This is a genomic window from Arthrobacter sp. TE26545 (assembly GCF_056279005.1).
Genome location: NZ_JBWBQM010000001.1, coordinates 1 through 16,566, shown reverse-complemented (window position 1 = coordinate 16,566; position 16,566 = coordinate 1). Strand labels below are relative to the sequence as shown.

Annotated in this window: 9 protein-coding genes and 3 rRNA genes; 2 read left to right on the top strand and 10 right to left on the bottom strand. The window is 63.0% G+C overall.

The window, feature by feature from the left end:
- Positions 1-2 precede the first annotated feature (2 nt).
- From dhaK to lysS, 7 genes are all read right to left on the bottom strand, one after another.
- Positions 3-1,004 (bottom strand): dihydroxyacetone kinase subunit DhaK, encoded by a 1,002-nt coding sequence (dhaK, locus tag ACZ9CK_RS00060; RefSeq protein ID WP_426301492.1) that lies wholly within the window; start codon positions 1,002-1,004, stop codon positions 3-5.
- A gap of 127 nt (positions 1,005-1,131) precedes the next feature.
- Positions 1,132-1,650 (bottom strand): amino-acid N-acetyltransferase, encoded by a 519-nt coding sequence (locus tag ACZ9CK_RS00055; protein WP_426301490.1) that lies wholly within the window; start codon positions 1,648-1,650, stop codon positions 1,132-1,134.
- Positions 1,651-1,789: 139 nt separating this feature from the next.
- The gene (locus ACZ9CK_RS00050) at positions 1,790-3,892 is read right to left on the bottom strand and encodes a S9 family peptidase (RefSeq protein WP_476048879.1); all 2,103 of its coding nucleotides are present in this window, start codon (positions 3,890-3,892) and stop codon (positions 1,790-1,792) included.
- Between the two features lie 171 nt (positions 3,893-4,063).
- Positions 4,064-6,556, bottom strand: coding sequence for an ATP-dependent Clp protease ATP-binding subunit (locus ACZ9CK_RS00045; RefSeq protein ID WP_426301486.1), 2,493 nt, complete (start codon positions 6,554-6,556; stop codon positions 4,064-4,066).
- Positions 6,557-6,867: 311 nt separating this feature from the next.
- Positions 6,868-7,194, bottom strand: coding sequence for a histone-like nucleoid-structuring protein Lsr2 (locus tag ACZ9CK_RS00040; RefSeq protein ID WP_426301484.1), 327 nt, complete (start codon positions 7,192-7,194; stop codon positions 6,868-6,870).
- A gap of 124 nt (positions 7,195-7,318) precedes the next feature.
- Positions 7,319-7,495 (bottom strand): hypothetical protein, encoded by a 177-nt coding sequence (locus ACZ9CK_RS00035; RefSeq protein WP_426301482.1) that lies wholly within the window; start codon positions 7,493-7,495, stop codon positions 7,319-7,321.
- 2 nt (positions 7,496-7,497) lie between these two features.
- The gene (gene lysS / locus ACZ9CK_RS00030; protein ID WP_426301481.1) at positions 7,498-9,015 is read right to left on the bottom strand and encodes a lysine--tRNA ligase; all 1,518 of its coding nucleotides are present in this window, start codon (positions 9,013-9,015) and stop codon (positions 7,498-7,500) included.
- An 81-nt stretch (positions 9,016-9,096) separates the two neighbouring features.
- Between lysS and ACZ9CK_RS00025 the strand changes: the two genes are divergently transcribed.
- Positions 9,097-9,951 carry an alpha/beta fold hydrolase gene (locus ACZ9CK_RS00025; protein WP_476048878.1) on the top strand — a complete coding sequence of 285 codons (855 nt, stop codon included), beginning with the start codon at positions 9,097-9,099 and terminating at the stop codon, positions 9,949-9,951.
- Between the two features lie 61 nt (positions 9,952-10,012).
- Complete coding sequence (locus ACZ9CK_RS00020) at positions 10,013-10,846, top strand: alpha/beta fold hydrolase (RefSeq protein WP_426301477.1); 834 nt, start codon at positions 10,013-10,015, stop codon at positions 10,844-10,846.
- Positions 10,847-10,987: 141 nt separating this feature from the next.
- Here the strand turns inward: ACZ9CK_RS00020 and rrf are convergent.
- The 3 genes from rrf to ACZ9CK_RS00005 form a co-directional block, all read right to left on the bottom strand.
- Positions 10,988-11,104 (bottom strand): 5S ribosomal RNA (gene rrf, locus ACZ9CK_RS00015).
- Between the two features lie 155 nt (positions 11,105-11,259).
- Positions 11,260-14,393, bottom strand: a 23S ribosomal RNA gene (locus tag ACZ9CK_RS00010).
- 469 nt (positions 14,394-14,862) lie between these two features.
- Positions 14,863-16,388 (bottom strand): 16S ribosomal RNA (locus tag ACZ9CK_RS00005).
- The 16S, 23S and 5S rRNA genes sit together here, the layout of an rRNA operon.
- Positions 16,389-16,566 lie beyond the last annotated feature (178 nt).

The following is a 16,566-nucleotide window of genomic DNA, read 5'->3' as shown; positions in this document are numbered from 1 at the left end:
TGTCACATCCCCCAGCGGAGGGCAGCGGTATGTACGGGCGCGTCCCAAAGTTCAACGAGTTCGTCATCGAGGCGCAGGACCGAGATGGAGCAGCCCTGCATTTCCAGGGAGGTGACGTAGTTGCCCACCAGGGACCTCTCGACGGTGATTCCCTTCTCTTCCAGCAACTGGGCGGCCCGGCGGTACACGATGTACAGCTCGCTGAGCGGGGTGCCGCCCATGCCGTTGACGAACAGCAGCGCCCGCTCCCCCTTGCCGAGGCCGAGGTCTTCCACCACTGGTTCCAGCAGTCGTGAGGTGATGCCGTCCGCGCCCTCCATGGGGATCCGGTGCCGGCCGGGTTCGCCGTGGATGCCGATGCCGATTTCGATTTCGTCGTCGGCGAGTTCGAAGCTCGGCACGCCGGAATGCGGCACGATGCAGCCCGAGAGCGCCACGCCCATGGTGCGTACGTTGCGGGCGACCGTTTCCGCAACACCCATGACGGCGTCGAGGGAGTCGCCCCGGACGGCGGCGGCGCCGGCGATCTTTTCCACCAGCACGGTCCCGCCTACGCCGCGGCGTCCGGCCGTGTACAGGGAGTCCTCTACGGCGACGTCGTCGTTCACGAGGACGGTGCGGACGCTGATGCCTTCGGCCTGCGAGAGCTCGGCGGCCGTTTCGAAGTTCAGGACGTCGCCGGTGTAGTTCTTCACGATGTGCACGACGCCGGCCCCCGAGTCCACTGCTTCGGTCGCCGGGATGATTTGCTCGGGTGTGGGCGAGGTGAACACGGCGCCCGGCACCGCGGCGTCGAGCATGCCGTGCCCGACAAAACCGGCGTGCAGGGGTTCATGCCCGCTTCCGCCGCCCGATACCAGCGCCACTTTGCCGGCTACCGGGGCACCCTTGCGGACGACGTATGCAGGATTGGCGTGGACTTCCAGGATGTCGGCATGGGCCAGGCCGAAGCCATCGAGGGATTCGTCCACCACCGCGCGTGGATCGTTGATGAGCTTCTTCATGGCTGCTCCTGGCACGAATCGGGTAGTTTGTTTTGACCCTACTACCCGCCCGGCGGCCGTGGTAGGTCCTGCAGCGGGCCCGGGCGTGCGGGCCCCCGGCACGCCCCGGCCGGCCTTCCGAAGGCTGCTAGAGGAACTTGATCATGCGGGTGTTGCCCAAGGTGTTGGGCTTCACCCGGGCCAGGTCCAGGAACTCGGCCACGCCTTCGTCATGCGAGCGCAGGAGTTCGGAGTAGACCTCCGGATCCACCGCGGACTGGTCCGCCATGACCTCGAAGCCGTGCCGCTTGAAGAAGTCCACCTCGAAGGTCAGGCAGAACACCCGGGAAACCCCGAGGGCCTTTGCGTCTTCAAGGAGCTGCTGCACCAGAACGTGCCCCACTCCCTTGCCGCGCCAGTCGGCAGCCGCGGCGAGCGTGCGGACTTCGGCCAGATCCTCCCACATGACGTGCAGGGCACCGCAGCCGATGACGTCGCCGTCGGACGACTCCGCGATCCGGAACTCCTGCAGGCTCTCGTAGTACGCCACCGTTTCCTTGGCCATCAGGATGCGTTGCGCCGCGAGGGGCGCCACCAGCTTCTTGATCGCGGCGACGTCGCCGGTGCGGGCAGGGCGGATGCTGATCGTTGGAGTCACAGCCCCCATCCTATGTCCCGCGCACCCCGGCCTGGCCGGCACGTTTTCCCGCGCCGGCCAGGCCTTCCCCATGTCGGCCGGGCCTCCCCGCCCGGCCATGTCCCGGCAGCCGTCCCCACAGCCGCCAAGACAGGCTTTTCGGCCCGGGCTACAGGCCCAGGTCCTCCGGCAGCCCGACGTCTTCGCCGAGGACCTGCCGTGCCAGGAAGTGTTCCACCACGCCGTACCAGACCTTTGCATGCTGCGGCTGGAGCACCCAGTGGTTCTCGTCCGGGAAGTACAGGAAGCGGTGCTGTGTCTCCCCGTTTTCGCCGGCGGGCAGGCCCGAGCCGGACAGCAGCTCGTACCAGAGCCGCAGCCCTTCGCCGATCGGCACCCGGTAGTCCTTGTCCCCATGGATCACGAGCATGGGCGTGGAAATGTTCCCCAAGTGCAGGTGCGGGGAATTCTCCAGCGCCATCTCCGGGGTCATTTCCTTGAGCCAGTACTGTGAAGCGTCCGTGGTGGGGCCGAACTGGTCCAGTGCCCAGAGGCTCGCGTGCGTGACGATCGCCTTGAAGCGGTCGGTGTGGCCGGCCACCCAGTTGGCCATGTACCCGCCGAAGGAGCCGCCCATGGCCGCGGTGCGGGTTTCGTCGATGTCGGCACGGGCCACTGCCGCGTCGGTAACGGCCATCAGGTCCGCGAACGGCGCCTTGCCCCAGTTGCCCCAACCGCGCTGGATGTAGTCCTGCCCGTAGCCGGTGGATAGGGCCGGATCCGGCAACAGCACGGCGTAGCCCTTGGCGACCAGCAGCCACGGGTTCCAGCGCCAGGTCCAGGCATTCCAGGAACCGAGCGGGCCGCCGTGGATCCACAGCAGCAGCGGGGCGGGGTTCTGCGCGGATGCACCCTCGGGCAGCGCCAGATAGGCGGGCACCCGGGAGCCGTCGGCCGCCGTCGTTTCGATCCGTTCAAGCGAGCCCTTGACGGCGGGCCTTTCGGCCGGAGCGGGAAGCCGCACGACGCCGCCGCCCGCCAGGTCGATCCGGACAGCCTCGGCGGGGAAGCCGTAGGAACTGCGCAACGCATACGCGGCGCTCCCGTCCGGCGAGGCAACGACGTCGGTGTACGCCGCGGCGTCCGGCGTCACCCGCGAGACCGCACCGCTCGTGACGTCGATGCGGAAGACCGGCGTCGCGCCATCCTCGTCGGCGGTCGCCAGGAGGGATTTTCCGTCGGGCAGCCAGGCGGCCGGCGTCGCCCAGCGGTCCCATTCCGGCGCCAGCGGCTCGAGTCCGGCACCCGCGCCGCTCCCGACGTCGAGCAGGTGCAGCAATACCCGCGGCGCCTGCAGCGGCGTGCTGTCGCTTTCGCTGACGACGGCGAGCGTCCGGCCGTCCGGGCTCACCGGCCCGGGGAAGTAGCTCATTCCTTCACGGTCCAGGATGACCTTGAGGTTGCCTGTGGCGACGTCGACGGCGGCCAGGACATAGCGGGAATCGGCCTTCGCGAGCGGCTTCTGGAGGCTGGTGTAGATTGTGGTGCCGTCCGGGCTGACAACCGCTTCGGTTTCCCTCAGGCGGCCTCCGGCGTCCGGGGTCAGGTTGCGGAGCTTCAGGCCGCGAACGGCGTCCACCGTTGACGGTTTGCCGGGACCCTCATCTTCCCCGGCTTCGACGGCAAAGATCCGGGGCTGGGAAGGGCCGAGATCGGCGTCCCAGTAGCGGACCGGGTAGCCACTGTGGAGGATGGCCGAGACCTTGTTGTCCTTGCGGCTCTTGCGCCGGTCCTCGTCGTCCTTTTCGTCGCTTGCACCGGCGAGGACCGGGGCCTTCACGAAGGTCGCGTCCGCATCCTTCGCGGTCAGCACGGCACTGATTCCGCCGGCCCGCGAATGCACCACCCGGGCCTCGCCGCCGTCGGCCGGCAGGAGCCACAGGGCGTCGACCGGATCCTTGTCAGGGCTCTCCGGATCGGGCCGGGCGGAGGTGAAGTAGAGGTCGCCGTTCGCGGCGAAGGCCGCACCAGCCTCGCCCTTGGCGCTGCGGGTGATGCGCCGGGCGTGCTTCGTGCCGGCGGGATCCAGCTCCCACAGGGCGGTCACGTATTCGGTGCCCTTGCCGTTCAGGGTGGCCACGGTGGTGACCAGCCGGCTGCCGTCGGGGCTGAGCGCCAGGCCGCTCACGCGCGGGATGGCCAGGTAGTGGTCCAGATCGTGGAACGGGGTTTCAGGCTGTGCGTCCGGGGTCTCGGAGGGATTCGCGTCCATGGTCCGATTCAACACGGATTATGCCGTCGATCACAGCGAGTTCTCTAAGAGTGAAACAGTACTTTCAGAAAAAGGACATCGGACCTCCTGGCGGCCGGCTCGCGGAGCCTGGCAAACGCAAAGGACCCCCGTTCCATGAACGGGGGTCCTTTGCGTCAGTTTGCGCTGCGGCTAGGCGCTCGGCGCGATCTCAGGGATGCGCGGCTTGGCGTTGCCGGCGAAGGTGAACTTTGCCTCGTCGCCTTCGCCTTCCACGTCCACCACCACGATGTCGCCCTGGTGCAGTTCGCCGAACAGGATCTTCTCGGACAGCTGGTCCTCGATCTCGCGCTGGATGGTCCGGCGCAGCGGCCGGGCGCCCATGGCGGGATCGTAGCCACGCGTGGCCAGGAGAACCTTGGCGGCCGTGGTGAGCTCGATGCCCATGTCCTTGTCCTTGAGGCGACGCTCCAGGCGCGTGACGAACATGTCCACGATCTCGATGATCTCGTCCTGCGTCAGCTGCGGGAACACCACGACGTCGTCAACACGGTTCAGGAACTCGGGGCGGAAGTGCTGCTTGAGCTCCTCCGTGACCCGGGCCCGCATCCGGATGTAGCCGGTCTGGGTGTCCGTGCCGGACTGGAAGCCGGTGGCGACGCTCTTGGAGATGTCGCGGGTACCGAGGTTCGTGGTCATGATGATCACGGTGTTCTTGAAGTCCACCACGCGGCCCTGGGAGTCGGTCAGACGGCCGTCTTCCAGGATCTGCAGCAGCGAGTTGAAGAGGTCCGCGTGGGCCTTTTCCACTTCGTCGAACAGCACCACGGAGAACGGACGACGGCGGACCTTCTCGGTCAGCTGGCCGCCTTCTTCGTAGCCAACGTAGCCCGGAGGGGCACCGAAGAGCCGCGACACCGTGTGCTTCTCGGAGTACTCGGACATGTCCAGGGTGATGAGGGCGTCCTCTTCACCGAACAGGAATTCCGCGAGCGCCTTGGCCAGTTCGGTCTTGCCGACGCCGGTGGGGCCGGCGAAGATGAACGAACCGCCCGGACGCTTGGGGTCCTTCAGCCCCGCACGGGTGCGGCGGATCGCCTGGGAGAGGGCCTTGATGGCCTCGTCCTGGCCGACAACGCGCTTGTGCAGCTCTTCTTCCATCTTGAGCAGGCGGCTGGACTCTTCCTCGGTGAGCTTGAAGACCGGGATGCCCGTGGAGTTCGCCAGGACTTCCGCGATGAGGTCTTCGTCCACTTCAGAGACGTCGTCCATGCCGCCGGACTTCCAGTTGCGCTCCTTCTCGGCACGCTCCGCGATGAGCTTCTGCTCCTTGTCGCGCAGCGAAGCGGCACCTTCGAAGTCCTGGGCGTCGATGGCCGATTCCTTCTCGAGCTTCACCTCGGCGATCCGCTCGTCCATGGCCTTCAGCTCCGGTGGGGCGGTCATGCGGCGGATGCGCAGCCGGGCGCCGGCTTCGTCGATCAGGTCGATCGCCTTGTCCGGCAGGAAGCGGTCCGAGATGTAGCGCTCGGCGAGCTGGGCGGCCGAGGCGAGGGCGCCGTCGGTGATGGTCACACGGTGGTGCGCCTCGTAGCGGTCACGCAGGCCCTTGAGGATCTCGATTGCGTGCGCAACGGAGGGTTCCTTGACCTGGATCGGCTGGAAGCGGCGCTCCAAGGCGGCGTCCTTCTCGATGTGCTTGCGGTATTCGTCCAGCGTCGTGGCACCAATGGTCTGGAGTTCACCGCGGGCCAGCATCGGCTTCAGGATGGAGGCGGCGTCGATGGCACCTTCGGCAGCACCCGCACCTACGAGCGTGTGGATCTCGTCGATGAACAGGATGATGTCGCCACGGGTCCGGATTTCCTTGAGGACCTTCTTCAGGCGCTCTTCGAAGTCACCGCGGTAGCGGGAACCAGCGACCAGGGACCCGAGGTCCAGGGTGTAGAGCTGCTTGTCCTTGATGGTCTCCGGGACGTCGCCGCGGACGATCGCCTGGGCCAGGCCTTCGACGACGGCGGTCTTGCCGACACCGGGCTCGCCGATCAGTACCGGGTTGTTCTTGGTGCGGCGGGAGAGGACCTGCATGACGCGTTCCATCTCCTGCTCGCGGCCGATCACGGGATCGAGCTTGTTTTCGCGGGCAGCCTGCGTCAGGTTGCGGCCGAACTGGTCGAGCACCACCGAGCCGGCCGGGGTGCCTTCCTGCTGTCCCGGGCCTGCGCCTGTTCCGGCCGCTTCCTTGCCCTGGTAGCCGGAGAGCAGCTGGATGACCTGCTGGCGGACGCGGTTCAGGTCCGCGCCAAGCTTGACCAGCACCTGCGCGGCAACGCCCTCGCCCTCACGGATGAGGCCGAGGAGGATGTGCTCGGTGCCGATGTAGTTGTGGCCGAGCTGGAGGGCTTCGCGCAGCGACAGCTCCAGCACCTTCTTGGCACGCGGGGTAAAGGGGATGTGGCCGGAGGGCGCCTGCTGGCCCTGGCCGATGATCTCCTGGACCTGCTCCCGGACACCGTCGAGCGAAATGCTCAGGGACTCAAGCGCCTTGGCAGCAACGCCTTCACCCTCGTGGATCAGACCCAGGAGGATGTGCTCGGTACCGATGTAGTTGTGGTTGAGCATGCGTGCCTCTTCCTGGGCAAGCACAACAACGCGACGGGCACGGTCCGTAAATCTCTCAAACATTTCGCCACACTCCTAGCTACGACGTACTTTGATGCTACGTGGCGCGGCAAGGATTTTGGGGCGTGTTCGCCACAGGGGAAACAGGGAGGGCGCAGGGAATACTTTCCCTACGCCCTGCGCTGCATCTCGGACGAACCCCGGCCCCGCCGCGGCGGCTCGCTCCCCCTGCGGGGAGCGCCGCCTGCCGGCAGCCGCGCCGGTCGCCCCACCGCAATTCGAATTCCCCCATGGTTTTCGAGGTGGCGGATAAACCGGCAATTCATCCTGTTTCGGATCCTGGAACCCGGCGAAACCGGAATCCTGCGGATTCGCTAGGAATTTGCCTTCTGGTATGCTTCCTGAATTTCCGCCTGGATGCGTCCGCGGCTGTTTACCGTGTATCCGTTATCGCGCGCCCATTGACGGATCTGCGCCGAATCCTGGTTCCTTCCTGCGGATGCCCTGCTGCGGACTGCGCGTCCCGTGGACGTTTTACGGGCTTTCGCGACAAAAGGCTCCAGGGCGCCGCGCAGCTTTGACGCGTTTACCGTGGACAGGTCCATCTCGTAGCTGACTCCGTCGAGCGCAAACCGGACGGTTTCGTCGGCTTCGCCCTCGTCCAGGTCGTCGACGAGGATGATTTTGACTTTCTGTGCCATTGAAAAGACTCTCTTCGGGGGATGGGGGATGCAGTTTTATGTCCTGCTAATTAAAGATTATCGTCCAGCGTGCCACAGGACGTCAAAGACATAAACAATTTCCGCGGGTCCCACCCGAAAGAGGCTATTTAGCGGGAGTCGGACCGCCGTCGGGAGATGCCATATTTCCGGCGCCCGCCTCCCTCTGGGCGCGGGCTTCTGCCTGCCGTTCCGCTTTGTCCGCGTTGAAGATGGACTTCATGGCAAACCAGAAAAGCAGCCCCACCACAACGGAGGGCGCAAGGACGGCGATATATTCCATGATCAGTGGCCTTCGGGCTTGAGGAGGGGGAACAGGATGGTCTCGCGGATTCCGGCTCCGGTGAAGAGCATCACCAGGCGGTCAATGCCGAGGCCGATTCCGCCCATCGGCGGCGCGCCGTACTCGAGGGCCCGCAGGAAGTCCTCATCGAGCTGCATTGCCTCCACGTCGCCAGCCGCGGAGCGGCGAGACTGCTCGGTGAGGCGTTCGCGCTGGATGACGGGGTCGATCAGCTCGGAGAATGCGGTGCCACGCTCCATGCCGCCGATGATCAGGTCCCAGGCTTCGATCAGCCGGCCGTCCTCGCGGTGCGGGCGGGCCAGCGGCTGGGCCGACGGCGGGTAGTTGTACACGAAGGTGGGATTCAACAGGGTCGGCTCGACGATTTCGCCGAACAATTCGACCGCGAGCTTCTCGGCGTCCCACTTCGGGTCCACCTTGACTTCGTGCTTGGCGGCAATCTCGCGGAGTTCTTCCACCGTGGTGTCCGGGGTGATTTCCACGCCCACGGCCTCGGACAGGCCCGGGTAGACGGCAAGCCAGGCCCATTCGCCATCGAGGTTGATCTCGCCGGCCTCGGTCTGGATAGTGCGGGTGCCCACGACGTCGGCGACGTTGAGGACGATTTCCTTCATCCGCTCGGCCATGACGAACTGGTCTGCCCAGGCTTCGTAGCATTCCAGGGTGGTGAATTCCGGGCTGTGCGTGGAATCGACGCCTTCGTTGCGGAACACGCGGCCCATGTCGTAGACACGGTCGATGCCACCCACCACTGCGCGCTTGAGGAAGAGTTCCGTGGCGATGCGCAGGGTCATCTTCTGGTCGAAGGCGTTCATGTGGGTTTCGAACGGGCGGGCGGTGGCGCCGCCGTGGACCAGCTGCAGGATCGGGGTCTCCACCTCGACGTAGCCGTGGCGGTCCAGGGTGTCGCGGACGGAACGGGTGATCGCCGCGCGGGTGTAGACCATCTCGCGGGCTTCGTCGCGGACCATGAGGTCCACGTAGCGCTGGCGGACCCGGGTCTCCTCGTTCAGCCCGGCGTGCAGCACTGGCAGCGGGCGCAGGGCCTTGGACGCCATGGACCAGGAATCGGCCATGACAGAGAGCTCGCCGCGGCGTGAGGAGATGACTTCGCCCGTGATGAAGACGTGGTCGCCGAGGTCCACGAGGGCCTTCCAGTCGGCCAGGCCTTCTTCCCCGATGTTCGCCAGGCTGAGCATCGCCTGGAGGCGGACGCCCTTGCCGTCCACGCCGCCTTCCTGGAGCGTGGCAAAACACAGCTTGCCGGTGTTGCGGATGAACACGACGCGGCCGGTGATTCCCACGGTGTCCCCGGTGGTCTCGTCAGCCTGGAGGTGTCCGTACTTTTCGCGGACCTCCGCGAGCGAATGGGTCCGCTCAACACCCACCGGGTAGGCTTCGCCGCCGCGCTCGATCAGCTTGTTCCGCTTCTCCATGCGGATGCGCATCTGTTCGCTTGCGTCTGCGGGCTCTGTGGAGGGGGTGTTTTCTGAAGTCACAAGGCTTAATTCTAGCGGAGCCGGGAACCTCGGGCCGCGGACCGTCCGGCGCGGAGGCGGCCGCCATCTAGACTGTCCCAAATGGAGGAACGCACCCTGGAAACCGACGACGGCGGACGGCTGGCACTCTACAGCTACGGCACCGCCGGGGCGCCTCCGCAGCGGCGGGTCCTGGTGGTCGGCGGAGCCTTCCTGACGGCTTTGATCTACCGCCCGTTCGCGATGGCGCTAGCGTCCGGCCTGGGTGATGGATGGGCCGTTGACGTCTACGACAGGCGCGGCCGCGGACAATCCAGCGGACAACCTCGGGGATACTCCATGGCCACGGAAATCGCTGACGTCCGCACCGTGCTCGGCGCCACCGGAGGCCGGAGTATTTTCGGGCACAGCCTCGGCGGGTCCGTGGTACTCAATGCCGCCGCGGAGTTCGCCGGTACGGAGCATGAGGCCGCGAAACTTGCAGTGTACGATGCCGCCGTCAACATCGAGGGAAGCATCAACCCTTCCTGGCTTTCCGGCTTCGAGGAAGCGCTCAACGCCGGCCGGCCGGACCTGGCAATGGCCCGCGCCAAGAAAGGCCTGGCCCCGGGGAGCCCACTCGCGCGGGTCCCGGAACCGGTGCTGGCAGCGCTCATGGCCGTCGTTTCCCGGACCGGGGTCAACCGCCTGTTCCGCGAACTCATGCCCACCGCCGTCGGCGAACTGAAGGCCGCCATGGAGGAGCCGCTCAGCGCGGCAGACTTCTCCGGGCTGCCGGCCGGAACCTGCTTCCTGGTGGGCGCAAAGAGCCCGGACTACTACAAGGTCACCGCCACACGCCTCCACGCGGCAGTTCCGGGCAGCGAGCTCAAACTCTCGCCGAAGTGTGAACACGGTTCGGTCCCTGCCGCGGTGAAGGAACTCGTCTCGGACATTGCCGGCTACTTCCGGGCGTAGGCGGCAACGGCGGCTGCGTTGCGTACTGTCAGCGTTCAGGTAGCTCCGTTAGGCTCAAGCCATGACGAGCGAGAAGATCACCACCCCCGACGGCGCGACCCTTGAGGTCTTCACCACTGGCGGCGAAGCAGGCTCAAAGGGCAACGGCGTCGTCGTCGTGCCGGCTTCGATGGTGACCGCCGCGGACTACACGAAATTCGCGCAGAAACTCAGCGCGGCGCTCGGCCGGCCCGTGCACACCTTCAACCGCCGCGGCCGAGGCGCCTCTTCGCCGCAGCCGCGGGACTACACCCTCGACGTCGACATCCGGGACCTCGCCGCCGTCATGGAGCACACCGGGAGCACGGATGTCTTCGGGCACAGCTTCGGCGGCGCCGTCGCGCTGCACGCGGCGCGGACGCTGCCGGTGGAACGTCTGGCGGTGTACGACCCGGCTGTATCGGTCAACCACAGCGTCAAGGCCGATTGGACGGCCGAATATGAACGTGCGACGGCGGCGGGAGACTTCGACCGCGGGCTCGCCGTCCTGGTGAAGGGTGTGGAGACCGGGGGCGCCTTCTCGCGGATGCCGCTGTCCATGCTCACGCTCGCCAACAAGCTGACCGCCGGGACGCCCATGGGCAAGCAGATGCGGGAACTGATGCAGGCCGGGGTCCGCGAAATCAAGGCTGTCATCGCCGCGGATATGCCTGCCGAGCCCTTCCTCGACCTTCCGCTTGAAACCCTTATCGTGGTGGGCGAAAAGAGCCCCGCCTATTTCGGGGTGGCTTGCGGCCAGATCCACGACGTCCTGTCCGGTTCCAGCTACACCATCCTTCCCGGCTACGGGCATGACGGCGCCAACCGGGCACCGGACAGGCTCATCTCCGAACTGGCAGCGTTCTTCGCCGGCTGAGCCCGGTTCGCGGCTGAGCCCGGTTCGCGCCGGGCCTGATTCGCCTGAGCCTGGTTCGCCTGGGCGGGGACGGCCCTGTTTGTGGGTTAAATGCGGGAGGCCCCCGAAGGTGTTCTTCGGGGGCCTCGACCTGTAATGGTTGTCCGGCGGTGTCCTACTCTCCCACACCCTCCCGGGTGCAGTACCATCGGCGCTGTGGGTCTTAGCTTCCGGGTTCGGAATGGGACCGGGCGTTTCCCCCACGCTATGACCGCCGTAACCTTGTTACCCGTCCCCGCGTGTGTGCGGGGTGGGAAGACTGTTGGTTACCAGGTGTTGCTGGTTGTATTCGGTTGTCCGGTGGTGTGCCGGTTTGGTTCCTGGGTTGTTGTCCGGGAACCACATAGTGGACGCGTAGCTTTTGATGTTTTTGTGTGGTGTAAGTTGTCGGCCTATTAGTACCGGTCGGCTTCGACAGTCGTTGGTCCTGTCTTCCACGTCCGGCCTATCAACCCAGTGGTCTGGCTGGGGGCCTCTCACACACGAGGTGCATGGAAATCTCATCTTGAAGCGAGCTTCCCGCTTAGATGCTTTCAGCGGTTATCCCATCCGAACGTAGCTAATCAGCGGTGCACTTGGCAGTACAACTGACACACCAGAGGTTCGTCCGTCCCGGTCCTCTCGTACTAAGGACAGCCCTTCTCAAATTTCCTGCGCGCGCAGCGGATAGGGACCGAACTGTCTCACGACGTTCTAAACCCAGCTCGCGTACCGCTTTAATGGGCGAACAGCCCAACCCTTGGGACCTACTCCAGCCCCAGGATGCGACGAGCCGACATCGAGGTGCCAAACCATGCCGTCGATATGGACTCTTGGGCAAGATCAGCCTGTTATCCCCGAGGTACCTTTTATCCGTTGAGCGACGGCCATTCCACAATGTACCGCCGGATCACTAGTCCCGACTTTCGTCCCTGCTTGAGATGTCTCTCTCACAGTCAAGCTCCCTTGTGCACTTACACTCGACACCTGATTGCCAACCAGGCTGAGGGAACCTTTGGGCGCCTCCGTTACTTTTTAGGAGGCAACCGCCCCAGTTAAACTACCCATCAGGCACTGTCCCTGACCCGGATCACGGGCCGAAGTTAGATGTCCAAAGTGACCAGAGTGGTATTTCAACGATGACTCCACCCGAACTGGCGTCCGGGCTTCACAGTCTCCCACCTATCCTACACAAGCCACTCCGAACACCAATACCAAACTATAGTAAAGGTCTCGGGGTCTTTCCGTCCTGCTGCGCGTAACGAGCATCTTTACTCGTACTGCAATTTCGCCGAGTTTATGGTTGAGACAGCGGGGAAGTCGTTACTCCATTCGTGCAGGTCGGAACTTACCCGACAAGGAATTTCGCTACCTTAGGATGGTTATAGTTACCACCGCCGTTTACTGGGGCTTGAATTCTCAGCTTCGCTCCGAAGAGCTAACCGGTCCTCTTAACCTTCCAGCACCGGGCAGGAGTCAGTCCGTATACATCGTCTTGCGACTTCGCACGGACCTGTGTTTTTAGTAAACAGTCGCTTCCCCCTGGTCTCTGCGGCCCTTGCCCGCTCCACCCAGCAAGTGGGTCTCACGGTCCGGGCCCCCCTTCTCCCGAAGTTACGGGGGCATTTTGCCGAGTTCCTTAACCATAATTCTCTCGATCGCCTTGGTATTCTCTACCTGATCACCTGTGTCGGTTTGGGGTACGGGCAGCTGGAACCTCGCGCCGATGCTTTTCTAGGCAGCATAGGATCACCGGATCCCCCCATGCGGGGGTCCCATCAGATCTCAGCCTGCATGTTCCACGGATTTGCCTATGGAACGGCCTACGTCCTTAGACCGGGGCAACCATCGCCCGGCCCGGCTACCTTCCTGCGTCACACCTGTTAATACGCTTACCTCCCGGGATCAGGTCCCGCGCTCCACCAAAACCCACACACCCAAAGGGTGATAGGGCAGGTTTCGGGCGGTTAGTATCCCCCGCTTGGTATGGGCGGTTCTTCGCCGGTACGGGAATATCAACCCGTTGTCCATCGACTACGCCTGTCGGCCTCGCCTTAGGTCCCGACTTACCCAGGGCAGATTAGCTTGACCCTGGAACCCTTGATCATTCGGCGGACGGGTTTCTCACCCGTCTTTCGCTACTCATGCCTGCATTCTCACTCGTGTAGGCTCCACCACTGGTTCACACCGCAGCTTCACCGCCCACACGACGCTCCCCTACCCATCCACACCCCTGAACCACGAAGGCTAGGAACATGTGTGAATGCCACAACTTCGGCGGTGTACTTGAGCCCCGCTACATTGTCGGCGCGGAATCACTTGACCAGTGAGCTATTACGCACTCTTTCAAGGGTGGCTGCTTCTAAGCCAACCTCCTGGTTGTCTAAGCAACTCCACATCCTTTCCCACTTAGCACACGCTTAGGGGCCTTAGTTGGTGGTCTGGGCTGTTTCCCTCTCGACTATGAAGCTTATCCCCCACAGTCTCACTGCTGCGCTCTCACTTACCGGCATTCGGAGTTTGGCTGACGTCAGTAACCTTGTAGGGCCCATCGGCCATCCAGTAGCTCTACCTCCGGCAAGAAACACGCAACGCTGCACCTAAATGCATTTCGGGGAGAACCAGCTATCACGGAGTTTGATTGGCCTTTCACCCCTACCCACAGCTCATCCCCTCCATTTTCAACTGAAGTGGGTTCGGTCCTCCACGACGTCTTACCGTCGCTTCAACCTGGCCATGGGTAGATCACTCCGCTTCGGGTCTAGATCACGCCACTACACTCGCCCTGTTCAGACTCGCTTTCGCTACGGCTACCCCACACGGGTTAACCTCGCGACGTAACACTAACTCGCAGGCTCATTCTTCAAAAGGCACGCCATCACAACAACAAGGCTGCTCTGACGGATTGTAAGCACACGGTTTCAGGTACTGTTTCACTCCCCTCCCGGGGTACTTTTCACCTTTCCCTCACGGTACTGGTCCGCTATCGGTCATCAGGAAGTATTTAGGCTTATCAGGTGGTCCTGACAGATTCACACGGGATTTCTCGGGCCCCGTGCTACTTGGGAACACTCACCAGGGCGGCACAACACATTACGGCTACGGGACTCACACCCTCTCCGGCCGGCCTTTCAAAACCGTTCGCCTATGCACGCACACACACCCCGCCGGTCCGGCAGAACCAGCACGCAACTGCCCCACAACCCCGCCCACGCAACGCCCGCCGGCTATCACACATGGGTCGGTTTAGCCTGATCCGCGTTCGCTCGCCACTACTAACGGAATCACTGTTGTTTTCTCTTCCTGCGGGTACTGAGATGTTTCACTTCCCCGCGTTCCCCCCACGCACCCTATATATTCAGGTACGGGTCACACAATCACCGAAAACGGCGTTGTGCGGGGTTTCCCCATTCGGACATCCTGGGATCACCGCTCGGTTATCAACTCCCCCAGGCTTATCGCAGATTCCTACGTCCTTCATCGGCTCCTGATGCCAAGGCATCCACCGTGTGCCCTTAAAAACTTGACCACACAGATCAAAAAACTTCTAAACAAAATTGCTTACAAGATGCTCGCGTCCACTATGTAGTTCTCAAACAACAACCCCAACCCCCACACCCCACACACACAAACCATGCGCATGATCGGCAAGGACAGGAAAACCAGAAACCCCAGAACACCCCACAAAAGGGGCGCCCCTGACGGGCCCGGCAACTCATCGTTGCAGGTCCTGTTGCCTCAGGACCCAACAGTGCACCAAACACAACCCACGACAGTCCGCACCCCGCAGCGTTCCCAACACCCACACCCCAAAAGGGCACAGACACCGTACTAACCACAGGACACAACCACCAAGGCCATGCCAAAACCAGTTTGATTCGTTGATATTCCACCCATGAGCACCCACCGCAGAACAGACGCCTGCGCAATGGGCTGTACTCCTGACCCCCGGACGGCGACCATGCAGCCACCACCACAAAAGGGCAGTTGCTCCTTAGAAAGGAGGTGATCCAGCCGCACCTTCCGGTACGGCTACCTTGTTACGACTTAGTCCCAATCGCCGGTCCCACCTTCGACGGCTCCCTCCCACAAGGGGTTAGGCCACCGGCTTCGGGTGTTACCAACTTTCGTGACTTGACGGGCGGTGTGTACAAGGCCCGGGAACGTATTCACCGCAGCGTTGCTGATCTGCGATTACTAGCGACTCCGACTTCATGGGGTCGAGTTGCAGACCCCAATCCGAACTGAGACCGGCTTTTTGGGATTAGCTCCACCTCACAGTATCGCAACCCATTGTACCGGCCATTGTAGCATGCGTGAAGCCCAAGACATAAGGGGCATGATGATTTGACGTCGTCCCCACCTTCCTCCGAGTTGACCCCGGCAGTCTCCCATGAGTCCCCGGCATAACCCGCTGGCAACATGGAACGAGGGTTGCGCTCGTTGCGGGACTTAACCCAACATCTCACGACACGAGCTGACGACAACCATGCACCACCTGTGAACCAGCCCCGAAGGGAAGCCCTGTTTCCAGGGCGGTCCGGTCCATGTCAAGCCTTGGTAAGGTTCTTCGCGTTGCATCGAATTAATCCGCATGCTCCGCCGCTTGTGCGGGCCCCCGTCAATTCCTTTGAGTTTTAGCCTTGCGGCCGTACTCCCCAGGCGGGGCACTTAATGCGTTAGCTACGGCGCGGAAAACGTGGAATGTCCCCCACACCTAGTGCCCAACGTTTACGGCATGGACTACCAGGGTATCTAATCCTGTTCGCTCCCCATGCTTTCGCTCCTCAGCGTCAGTTAATGCCCAGAGACCTGCCTTCGCCATCGGTGTTCCTCCTGATATCTGCGCATTTCACCGCTACACCAGGAATTCCAGTCTCCCCTACATCACTCTAGTCTGCCCGTACCCACTGCAGAACCGGAGTTGAGCCCCGGTCTTTCACAGCAGACGCGACAAACCGCCTACGAGCTCTTTACGCCCAATAATTCCGGATAACGCTTGCGCCCTACGTATTACCGCGGCTGCTGGCACGTAGTTAGCCGGCGCTTCTTCTGCAGGTACCGTCACTTTCGCTTCTTCCCTACTGAAAGAGGTTTACAACCCGAAGGCCGTCATCCCTCACGCGGCGTCGCTGCATCAGGCTTGCGCCCATTGTGCAATATTCCCCACTGCTGCCTCCCGTAGGAGTCTGGGCCGTGTCCTCAGTCCCAGTGTGGCCGGTCACCCTCTCAGGCCGGCTACCCGTCATCGCCTTGGTAGGCCATTACCCCACCAACAAGCTGATAGGCCGCGAGTCCATCCAAAACCACAAAAAGCTTTCCACCCCCCACCATGCGGTGAAAGGTCATATCCGGTATTAGACCCAGTTTCCCAGGCTTATCCCAGAGTCAAGGGCAGGTTACTCACGTGTTACTCACCCGTTCGCCACTAATCCCCGGTGCAAGCACCGGATCATCGTTCGACTTGCATGTGTTAAGCACGCCGCCAGCGTTCATCCTGAGCCAGGATCAAACTCTCCGTTGAAGTAAAACAAAAACAGACACAACACACCCAGGCCGGAAAAAGACCCGGACACGCTGCACAAAATTTGAAACCAGCTAAAAACCAGACCATCCACAGGGGCGGACAGCCCGGCAAATAACCAATTCATAAAAAATCGGTATCAACAAACTTGGCACACTATTGAGTTCTCAAACAACAG